General features: G+C 60.3%; 14 protein-coding genes. 5 read left to right on the forward strand and 9 right to left on the reverse strand.

What is annotated here, in order from left to right; translation table 11 throughout:
* The first annotated feature begins 414 nt into the window (after positions 1-414).
* Positions 415-675, forward strand: coding sequence for an aminotransferase class I/II-fold pyridoxal phosphate-dependent enzyme (locus NKH54_RS04185; RefSeq protein WP_352594917.1), 261 nt, complete (start codon positions 415-417; stop codon positions 673-675).
* A complete protein-coding gene (locus NKH54_RS04190; protein ID WP_352594953.1) occupies positions 614-838 on the forward strand; it encodes a hypothetical protein in 225 nt (74 codons plus the stop codon). Before NKH54_RS04185 ends, NKH54_RS04190 begins: the two co-directional genes overlap by 62 nt.
* Before the next feature lie 547 nt (positions 839-1385).
* Here the strand turns inward: NKH54_RS04190 and NKH54_RS04195 are convergent.
* A complete protein-coding gene (locus NKH54_RS04195; RefSeq protein ID WP_023753040.1) occupies positions 1386-1898 on the reverse strand; it encodes a response regulator in 513 nt (170 codons plus the stop codon).
* Between the two features lie 53 nt (positions 1899-1951).
* Between NKH54_RS04195 and NKH54_RS04200 the strand changes: the two genes are divergently transcribed.
* The 3 genes from NKH54_RS04200 (at position 1952) to NKH54_RS04210 (ending at position 2935) form a co-directional block, all read left to right on the forward strand.
* Positions 1952-2374, forward strand: coding sequence for a hypothetical protein (locus tag NKH54_RS04200; RefSeq protein WP_352594920.1), 423 nt, complete (start codon positions 1952-1954; stop codon positions 2372-2374).
* On the forward strand, positions 2367-2594 hold the full coding sequence (locus NKH54_RS04205) for a hypothetical protein (protein ID WP_245263537.1): 228 nt from the start codon (positions 2367-2369) through the stop codon (positions 2592-2594). The genes NKH54_RS04200 and NKH54_RS04205 overlap by 8 nt, the downstream gene beginning before the upstream one ends.
* Before the next feature lie 98 nt (positions 2595-2692).
* A complete protein-coding gene (locus NKH54_RS04210; RefSeq protein ID WP_353027747.1) occupies positions 2693-2935 on the forward strand; it encodes a hypothetical protein in 243 nt (80 codons plus the stop codon).
* Positions 2936-3004: 69 nt separating this feature from the next.
* Here the strand turns inward: NKH54_RS04210 and NKH54_RS04215 are convergent, their stop codons facing one another.
* The 8 genes from NKH54_RS04215 to NKH54_RS04250 all read right to left on the reverse strand — a co-directional run.
* Complete coding sequence (locus tag NKH54_RS04215; RefSeq protein WP_306413638.1) at positions 3005-3238, reverse strand: hypothetical protein; 234 nt, start codon at positions 3236-3238, stop codon at positions 3005-3007.
* Positions 3239-3677: 439 nt separating this feature from the next.
* Positions 3678-3917 (reverse strand): hypothetical protein, encoded by a 240-nt coding sequence (locus NKH54_RS04220; RefSeq protein ID WP_352807639.1) that lies wholly within the window; start codon positions 3915-3917, stop codon positions 3678-3680.
* A gap of 102 nt (positions 3918-4019) precedes the next feature.
* Entirely contained in the window at positions 4020-4772 is a 753-nt protein-coding gene (locus NKH54_RS04225; RefSeq protein ID WP_023729554.1) for a GGDEF domain-containing protein, read from the reverse strand.
* 165 nt (positions 4773-4937) lie between these two features.
* Entirely contained in the window at positions 4938-5651 is a 714-nt protein-coding gene (locus tag NKH54_RS04230) for a thermonuclease family protein (RefSeq protein ID WP_352807618.1), read from the reverse strand.
* A gap of 13 nt (positions 5652-5664) precedes the next feature.
* Complete coding sequence (locus NKH54_RS04235; RefSeq protein WP_352446247.1) at positions 5665-6864, reverse strand: ABC transporter substrate-binding protein; 1200 nt, start codon at positions 6862-6864, stop codon at positions 5665-5667.
* Positions 6865-6962: 98 nt separating this feature from the next.
* Positions 6963-7490, reverse strand: a complete 528-nt coding sequence (locus NKH54_RS04240; RefSeq protein ID WP_502907457.1) for a lytic transglycosylase domain-containing protein — start codon at positions 7488-7490, stop codon at positions 6963-6965.
* A 264-nt stretch (positions 7491-7754) separates the two neighbouring features.
* Positions 7755-8123, reverse strand: coding sequence for a hypothetical protein (locus NKH54_RS04245; protein WP_353027748.1), 369 nt, complete (start codon positions 8121-8123; stop codon positions 7755-7757).
* 72 nt (positions 8124-8195) lie between these two features.
* Positions 8196-10060 (reverse strand): DUF5801 repeats-in-toxin domain-containing protein (locus tag NKH54_RS04250; protein WP_353027749.1); only part of this gene is annotated, 1865 nt, incomplete at its 5' end.

The raw sequence follows: 10060 nt of genomic DNA on the forward strand, positions 1-10060 counted from the left end.
GCGCCGGCGCCGCGAGGAGCCGAGAGCTGCGATTGGAAGGCCCTACATCGGTCTAGGTGCCTGCTGACTTATTCTTGAGGACTGCGCGACTCCCCTTCTTGCCATCGTCTTGGCGTCGATGGTGTGTTGCCTGGGCACATTAACGCTCAGGTGCAGAAGCCCCGACGAACGGCCCGGCACAGCCTCTTGTGGGGCGCATCAGGCGGCCGGGCCTAACCGGCGGTTGAGTGTTTTGGTTTGCCGGCTGACTCACCATGCGACCTTGGCGAGGCAAGCGCATCATTCGAACGAATTGGGGACCGGCCGCCTGGCCGCCCAATCACACTAAGCTTCCGTTGCCGGAGCTGGCGACGAGGTGCTTTGCCTTGAGCCTTGGTATCTACATACGAAGCGGCAATACGCGCCGGTGGAGCAGTGGTCCGACCCGTCAAACTATCGCTGCAAAATGCGCGGCGGAAGGCATCCGAGGATATTCTCAGTGCAGCGGTAGGAGATCGAACGCGGGCGATCTTGCTGAATTCCCCAAACAATCCCGGCGGATATGAGTTCGGCAGGGACGATCTGGAAACAATTGCCACATTTGCCGAGCGGCACAATCTATGGATCATCAGCGATGAGGTTTACCGCAGCACAATATTCAACGGCGAGTTCCTCTCAACAGCATCTGCAGGCTAGGATGGACGCTTGGGCCGGTCTTGGCATCAGTTTGGAAAATCTTGCGCAATGCATGCTTTTCGGATCGCCGACCTGTATTCAGGATGCCGCAGCGGTGGCTCTCGATGAGGCGGTGACGAAGAGATGCGGTTTTCTCAAGCGAACTGCAGCGCTGCATCGTTGATTACGCACGTGGCGCTCCCCTCAAGATAGGTGGTTACCATTCTCGCGCTGCCGGTGAGCATTGGAGTCCGCACTGTGTTGGACGTGCGCTCATGCGTCGGGAAATTTCTTATAGACAGGGGAGGGTCTGTCAGGCTGGAAAATCACAAGCTGCCCCGCGAATGAGGAAGCAAAAAAGGTGCAAGACCAGATCGATTCTTCCGGGCAACTCGGTCCTCGCATCATCGCCGATCAGCGGCCGTACCGTCGAGAACCAAAATGCGCACGATCTCAGCCGGTCGGCTTCGACCAAAACATGCGGACTACCGGACGGGGACAGTCGGTGCCGCGTCCCGTCCTGTGGCCGGCGCTATGCTGACGCTCCTACGGTATCCCGTTCACCGCGGCAGGAGGGCGAATTTCCTCCGTCCTGCGCGGGACAACCGTCCACTGTTGCGGCCGCACGCAGGACTGCGGCTTATACGCCGTTCTTCCTTTGAGCGGCGTCCAGTTCGCAGGGCTAAATCACCATTGGTATGCAGACGAGCCTCTCGGCGTCTGGACAGAGATCAATTGCGCTTTGCACCAGGGTTCCTGGATCGTAAGCTCCAAACACGCTGCAGTCGCCTGATATGGTCCACTACGTTGGCCGGCTCATACGGCTTCGCAAGGTGCGGGCCTTCCTGACAAAGGTCGCCCGCCGCGATCGCAGTTCGTTCTACTGCGGCAGAAAGCACTATTTTGACCTCGGGCTTGTTCTCGCGAACCCACTTCGACAGTTGGAACCCGTTCATGTTGCCCGGCAGGTCAACGTCACACAAGACGGTGTCCACACCGAACTCCGCATAGTTCAACGCTTGTTGCGCCTCACGTGCGAAATGGGCCTCAATCACCCTGTAGCCACAGTGGCGGAGATAGTCCGCGATGACGCATCGGGCGATGACGTCGCCGTCAACCACGAGGATCGTTTGGCTCTGTTGGTTCGGGGCTTCCATTGACGGAGAACGGTCAGCAACCGGCAGGGTTCCACGCATCATGACCTGCGCGGGATGCCGACCGAAGATCGCGGCGAGATCCTGCACGAAATGATCCCTGCCGGCGGGCGCATTCAATTCAGCGGAGCGATGCCGCACTGGTGACGCCGTTTGCCACCTGGTCGACGAGACGGGCTAGAAGGCATGGTCTCGAAGCTCAACGGCAGTCCATATCGCAGCGGCAAACGAGCGCTTGGCGCAAGATCAAGTGCTTTGAGGAAAAGGAAATGCAAATCATCGGTGCACAGCGCGAGCGCGGCAAAGCTACCCAGGTGATCATGGCTGAAAAGGGCCTCTACAAAGGCGGCGCACTCGTCAACTTCAATGCCGATGAGCGGCAAGCGCTTTGGGATCGTGTCCAGGGCAAGGTTGGCGGCCCGGTCCCGAAGGGACATAAAAAGGAAAAGGCCGAGTGGCTGAAGCCCGGACTGGTTGGCTGGGTCGAGACCCTCAAAGGCGAAGAGAAGCTGCGGCACGCAAGGCTGCTGGATTTCCGGGAGGATGATGCAAATGGCCATGCCTAAGAAAGATCAGGAACGCGCCACCTACGCCTGGATGTACGGCGCCCAAGCGCGCAAGGATGGCAAGGAGCGTGAGGTGCCAGCTTACTGGCAGGAACATGCCGACGCGTGGCTGCAGGGCTTTGACGGTGTGGCGATGGACGGTTTTGGCAAGACCAAGACCGTCAACGACGAGATGGAGGCCGAGGTCGACGAAGCTGCCGTCGAGCGCCCCGACGAATAGCCATTTTGCCGTATGCCGTATGGTCGTTTTTAATTGGAGAAGGGTTTCGTTGGGCCTATAAAGATTGCGTTTACCATTGCCTTTTTAGGGAGAATGCGATGGTTACAACGCCCATAGAAATCGCTCAAGCCGCTACTGCGACTACGGCCACCTTGCTGAAGTGGCAGAAGTCCATGGAGGAACGCGCCACGTTTCGCCAGAACATGGATCAATCGCGCAGGGATTCAAGCTCACGCGATCTGCTGAAGCGCCTTCGCCAACGTCATCGCGACGACATGGCGGAAAGTTCGGAAAATGCCAACCCGTCTACTGTGCCGATATCGCAACGCGCCGGCAGCTAGCGGGAGGCGACCAGAGCCGATGTGAAGGAGAAAGTTTCAGTGGGCTGTTCCTGGGGTCGGCAACGAAGTTTAAGCCTTGTCAACCAGCGACTTTTTTCGCCCGCGTGGAAGTGCCACATGTCTTTCGACAAGGCGCACGTGCTCGGCCTCGACAGTCACCAATGGCCGGAGGCTGACGGTTACCTTGTCCCCGTCGATGCGTGTGACAGGGCCGATCAATTCCATATGCTGGCCAATCACAGTCTTCCAAGTCGAATCGACAACAGAATGCGGGAAGCCGTAGGAGGGGATCGTCACGCTCATGCGATCGGGCGTCACCCGGCCGCGCACAATCGCCGTGACTGCGACCTCGTCGCCAACTTTGATACTTCCCCGAGCGATGCCCAAGACTTTGGAGCAGCCGGCGCCGGCGTCAAGATGAGGGGGAGCTAATAAAACCCCTCCGCGCCGCGATTGTGACGCGGGGCGATCCGATCGCCGCCAGCGACTTAGCAGACCAATTGACGACAGCGGCCGAGAAGCCTGGCATCCCTGCCGACCAAATCAACGGCGAAATCGAAAGCGTCTTCGAACTGTGAGAGAGGGCCGGGGCTGTGGCCGGCTGGCTTGCGGTTAATATCGACCACAAGCTGAATGGACGAGGCGACGAGGTCATCAGCCTTGCTGGTTCCGACGTCAACGTGCTTGTGATCCCCACGGATGAAGAGAGAGCCGTGGGGATCCAGCTGCTATCTGTGCGCCCTCAAGCTTTGTCGCTCGTGCCCTGAGCGCCGAACTTGATGCTACTCGCGCGGCGGGTGTCTCGACCTGTCAGGAGTTCGGCGGCAGCAGCATGGTCCGATAGCCGGCCATCAAGGCGATCAAGGTTGCTGCAACCAGCGGCAACCAGAACTTGGTCGGTCCGGCAAATACTGCCAGCGATGCGCGGCGATGCCGTCAGCACCGTCAGGAACCAGACCTCCCACGGGTTGAAACCGCCCATGGGTCAATCGTCCGGTTTGGCAACAAGGGCCAAGATGATCGCTGCCGCAGCCGTACGGCAAGACATTTGCGGCGGTGTTCCTCCGGCAACGACTTGTTTCAGCTAGTTGTGGAGGTGCGACAATTGAAATCCGGGCTGGCGTTCGACGCCGGATAACAGCGATTCCGCCGATCGGAACATGTCCTCGAATTCCAACTCGTTTTCAAACACCACGCCGCCGACGCTGATGGTCAGCGTGTCCGCGGTTCCTTTTGGCGCGAAATAGGCTTGGGCCACGCGCGCCCGGATACGGTCGCCGATCTCCCTGGCGTCGTCTTCTGTCGCACCGGGCAGAAAGACCCCGAACATGGAGGTTCCGATCCGGCCCACCAGATCTTCCTTGCGTACCGATGACTGGATGGTCGAGGCTATGAGCCGCAAGGCTTCGTCACCCCAGCCAAGGCCGAAGCGCAGATTGATGGACCTGATGTGTTCGGGATGAATGACCAGGAAGGCGCCAGATCTTGGACCAGACGATTCCGGCCTGGTTGCTCTCCTTTCGACCATCGACGTGAAGACTGTCCGGTTGAGGCAGCCTGTCAGGCTGTCAAAGGTCGCCGACTTGTTGAGTTCTCTTCGATAACGGACGAGCTCGGTCCGCTGCAGGCCAATGAACAGCAAAAGCGGGCCACCGACGATGACCGGCAACAGGATCGCTGTGACCATGCTGCGGCCGAACGGCGTCAAGGCTTCCGAGAACAGAAGCAGATAATTTAGGCCAACCGAGAGGAGCAGAATTCCCGCCGATCCCAGGGCAGTCAGCCATGCGATATCTTTCCATTGCCGGGGCGAGCTATTCGCCATTGGTGTCATCATTAGCCAATCTCCCGCCTGATCGGCTGTCATAAGGCCAAGGTGCTGCACTTTCAGTTTCGAGGAAACATACAATTTTAGTAATGGCGCAATCACCTACCATCGGCCCGAAACCAGGCTTTCAAAAGCAAGGCTACGGCGGTAAAAGCGACGACACCGAATTATCGGCTATTGCGGCGGGCCGAATATCCCCATCTGCGCGTCTCTGGCCACTGCCTCCGCCTTGCCGTAGATGCCACTCGCCAGGGCCGTCGCCCAGCCATTGGAAACAAGCCACGCGCCGACATCCTGCTTGCCCAAGCTGCACGGTGCTCCAATGGCAAAACGATCGATTTCCGGCGGCACGACGCATTTCAGCGCCCGGCCGCGCAGCCAGGAATTGAACGTCGCGCGCGCACGCTGGCCGCAAGGCCAGGCGATGCCACGAAAGGAACAGGTCTCATCCAGGTCAATGCCTTGGATCCCGCTGATGGCTACCTTGCGCCCCATCGATTCGAAGGTTGCCGACGAGGTGGCAACCGGTTGGTACAGCAGGACCTCTTTCCAATCCTTTGGCATCCGCATCCCTGCAGGCGAAGCCAGACCAAGGTCGCTGAGCGGCAGGCGCGGCTCGACCCGTTCGATTTGCGCCGGATCAAGCTGTGGCGGCGCGATAAGGTCCTGAGCAATCTTGCGTGCCCGTCCTCGCCATGGCGTATTGGCGACGGTCGCAGTTGGTCGCAGTGGCTGGCTATCGTCGATGGATTGACGCGACGCTGGTATCGGCCGATCGATGGGAAGCAGATCGGCGGCCCGCATGATCAACAAGACCCCGGCCAGGAGGAGCAGGCTTCCGAGCGCTATCAAGCGATTGTGCCTCAGCCAGCCCATCAACTCAAGCAAGGTTCCTTGCCCCTCAATACCCCGATGTCGATTTGGCGACCAGCTTGAGTGCGCCTTTTCGAACCTGGTAGAAGGGCATGGATCGCTCACTGGAGCCATCCGCCCGAAACCGGAACAGGCCGGTCGATCCGCGAAATCCGCTCCGATTTTCGAGCACCTGCTTGCTGAAGCCGTCAGGCCCGGCCGAACTTGCAATTCCTGCTGTCAGGGCGACCATATCATAGGCGTAGGCGACATTGGCGTCGGCTGGATAATTGTAGGTCGTCTTGAAGCGGTCGGCGATCGGGCCGGTTTCGGTTGGGTCGAGCGTGGCGATGTAGGAGCCTTCAAACAGCGGCTCCATCGGATGTTCCAGCCAGCGGTTGGTTCCAACGACGGCAATTGCTTTTCCAGGAATGCCTTTCGTTTTGAGCGCCGCAAGGATCTGCGCCGGATTGTCGTCGCCGCTGGCGATGATGATGGCATCGGGAGCCTCGACCAGCGAGCCCATATCATTGACCACTTTGGTGCCGCCATCGCCGGCCGGATACGGAATGGTGACGGCGAGCGTCGCGCCATAGATGCTGAGGCTGTTGGCGACCCGCTTTTCAACCGCGCCGGCATTCGCTCCTGCCGCAACGAGCAACACGAACTTCTTGCTGCCTTTGGCCGCCAGGCCGGCTGCGCCCGCGGCCGCGCTGTCGGCCTCGTTGAGGCGCACCGCATAGACGCCCGGGCCGCCGGCGAAATTGTCGGCCAGCGCCAGCACCGGCGGCCGCTTCGATCCCGACAGCTTGGCTATGTGCTGCGCGGCCGCGAGTTCGACCGGGCCGATGACGATCTTGGTTCCAGTGGTGATTGCCTTCACAGCCAATTCGCTGGCGTGCGCGCTGTCGCCCTTGGTGTCCTCGACCGTAACCGTGAGCAGTGCGCTGCCAAGGTCGGCCATTGCCAGCTTGGTCGCATCGAGCATCTTCCGGCCGTTTTCGCCGGCGTTGCCCGGGGCCGACAAAGGCAGCAGCATCGTGACCTTCGTCGATCCCGTGCCGAGCGATTGCGTCGCCTGGGCGGGACCGGCAACGGCGCCGGTGACCGGCGCTCCAGGTGCGGCGATCGCCGCCGGATCGAGCGCGTCCGAGACGCTGCCTTTCGACTGGCAGCCCGACACTATGCCCGCGAACGCAAAGACGATCGCCCACGTCCACGAACCGTGTCGCTGCCGGCCAGAATCCATGATGCCTCCCTGATATCCCGCCGGGTATTTGTCCCGGTCTCATCCGTTCATCTTACGGCAGACTTGCCTCGCCGTCTTTGCAATTGCTGGATTATGGCTCAGCCGTCGAAAAGTCTTGCCCGGAGCGCCTTGATCATTCTGGCTTGCCCGGCGCTTCGATAGTCCGTGCATTTCATGTATCGCGGGCCCGGCACGAACAGCCGGCGCACACAAATCCGCCTCGCCGGGGCAGGGGCACCATCGTCTCCTGCTGTCGGGAATGTGGAGAATCCGAACGTCGCCACCGGCAATGGCCCGGCCACCGCAAAACCTTCTCTCGCCAGGATTGCACGCGCACGCCGGCAGTAGCGGACCGAAAGTTCGGAGAACCGGGTTTCACCGTGCCCGGCACGATACTTCATGACGGTGGTGCAGAGATCGCCTGCGGCAAGGCTGTTTGCCTGCGCCAGATATCTGACGCCGAGCGCGATGTTGGTCGCCGGCGCGCCAAGCTCGTCGAGCGAGCCACGAAAGCCCAGCATTCGGGCCGTCGCGGGCATTACCTGCATCAACCCGACCTCACCATCGGCGCCGTGCACATCGGGATCGAATCCGCTTTCGATCTCCATCACCGCGTGCGCCAGCACCGGCTCCAAGCCGTCGAGCGATGCCTGGCATGTCGCAAACGCCTTGAATGTCGCGCGCGTCCATTCGGAGGCGGCGTCGCAGCGAACCGGCCGCCTCAAGCCGAACGGTGCTGGTCTCTCCAGGCTAGGTCGTTCCAGCCAGTTGGCGCAGGCTTGAGTGGCAAGCTGGCCAAAACCGGTCAATGCGATCGCTCCGGCGATCGCCCTCGTCAATCGTCCGCCGACCATCGGGTCAGCCAACCGGCACTGCCGGATCCCTTCCGGTCAGTTCATGTACTCGACCATGCGGTCGTGGAAGCATTCGCACTTGTTGAGCGTGTCCTCGTCCTTGTAGTTCGTCTTGAGGTAGCCATAGGCCATGCCGCAGGCGACCTTGGCTTCCGATGCCCAGACGAAGGCAGGACGGGACGAATTGATCCATTCCGAGCTGTTGGCGACGGCCACCGACTCGTCCATCAGCTTCACCACCTCGGCCTTGAGATCGACGATGTTGTCGGTCAGCACCAGGTTCGATGTGCCGACGGTCCGGCAATAGTCGGCCACCGGCCCTTCGATGATGTCGGCGGCGAAGCCAGTCGATCCAGCCAACAGCAGCGCCGCGGCCGAAGCCAGCAATCTTGCACAACGCTTCATTTAAGTCCCTCTCCAAACTGCGGTTTTATGTTTCGCTAATATGTAGCATGAGAGTACGGCCACGCATAAGTGCTAAATCGTGGCCGTGTGCTGTTGATGTTGTGTGTCGTCGTAGAGGATGTTGATCGTGCCGGCAGTGGTCGGTCCGTTTTGCAGAACGGCAACATCCACGAAAGTGGCCGCTGCGCCTGCGCCGTCGGTGTCTACGCTTAGCGTCTTGGTGCCGGTGTCGTAGTGCACGTAGTCGGAAAGGTTGCCCACGACCGCTTTGTCGAACAACGCGGTAAGGTCGATCTGGTCTCCTTCGCCCTTGTTGTAGTCGATTATGAGATCCTTGATGTTCAGATCGAGATGATCGAGCTTGAACGTATCGGCACCCGTGCCGCCGGTGAGCTGGTCTGCCCCTGCGCCGCCGATGAGGAGGTCGTTGCCGGTCCCACCATTGAGCGTGTCGTTGCCGGCACCGCCGATTAACGTATCATTGCCGGCATTGCCGTTGATGATGTCAGCCCCGGCGCCGCCGTACAATGCATTCGCGGCGCCGTCGCCATTTAGAGTATCATCGTAGTTGGACCCGATGATATTGGGCAAGGCCGACGTCGACGCGTAGAGATGGCCTGCTGCGTCCGACGAATGGTCCTGAGTTCCGGTTCCGGTTAGTGTGATGCCGATCGCGCTTGCAGCCGTATCACCGTCGCCGTCCACGATCGCGACCGGCAGGTGGAAGCTGACGGGATCGCTGGACTGAACGGCCGTTCCAAATTCGCCGATCTTGAACGTGTCGCCAGACAGATAGTGGTACTCGATGCTGTTGAAGCCAGTGGCCGTCGTGACCGCAATCGTGGTTCCGACAGCTTGCGCGCCGCTCGTTCCATAAACGCCGTCAACCGCAGCTGTGCCATCCGGATTGAACGTGACCGTGTACAGGTGCCCGCCGATGGTGTGGCTGCCGCTTGACGTGAATGTGAAGCTTTCAGTGCCGAACCCGACGATGACTTGAGTGATCGCATCCGGCGTCCTTTGGGCGAGGTTGTTCTCGCCGACCAGATTATTGTTCGTATCGAGATCGTCGAATGCCAATAACTGGATCTTCGACCCGCTCGTCGCCGTGACGACAGCCGAGGAACCATTGGTGTTGTAGTGATGGTCGAACAGGTAGCCTGAGCCGGCACCGTCCCTCAAGTCCTGGACGAAGTCGACACGGAATGTTTCCCCCGATCCGACAGAAGAGCCGTCGCCGACGCCACCTGCGACCGAACTGGTATTGACGGTGCCACCGATCGCCGTCAGCAGGAGGTCGGAACTGTTGTTGTCGTTCGGATTGGACACGGAGTCTCCTGCCGGGACGAAACCTGTCCAATCCTTATTCCCGCCAGCGAAAGAATAGCCGTTTCCGCTGAAATCGACATTCGTAAAGCTGTCGACCGTGCCGTTCATATCGACGGAATATTGGGCGTTCTGGGGGTCGAGCGTGACCGTGAACACATTTGCTCCGTTGGCCGCTCCTGACAGGGTATGGCCGTCCCCCGACACCGTGTAGATGATGTGCGCGCCGTTCGACGTCAGGCCGCTGTCGGTGTTGTTGAGAGCGGCCTCGAACCTAACGGTGCCGGGGCCGTCCGCCCCGTAATTGTTCGACAGGGTATGGTCTGCGTCCAAGGCGAATATAACCGTATTGCCTGTGCCATTCGACAGCATCGCGTAGTCCGGCGCAACGGCCGACGGACCGTCGTCGTGGAAGTTGAGCGCCTGACCGATGTTGAGCGACTGCGAGGCCTTGTCGCCGTCACCGTCGGTCACCGTTGCCGTCAGCGTCACCAGGTTGGTCGCCGACAGGGTTGTGTTGTCGTCGGGATTGTTGGGATCGGCGTGCACCACGGCGCGCACCTGGTCGAGCGTCACGTTGGAGCCGCTGACCGAGACCGTGAACACGATCG

This window comes from Mesorhizobium sp. M1004, assembly GCF_040318795.1.
Classification (GTDB): Bacteria; Pseudomonadota; Alphaproteobacteria; order Rhizobiales; family Rhizobiaceae; genus Mesorhizobium.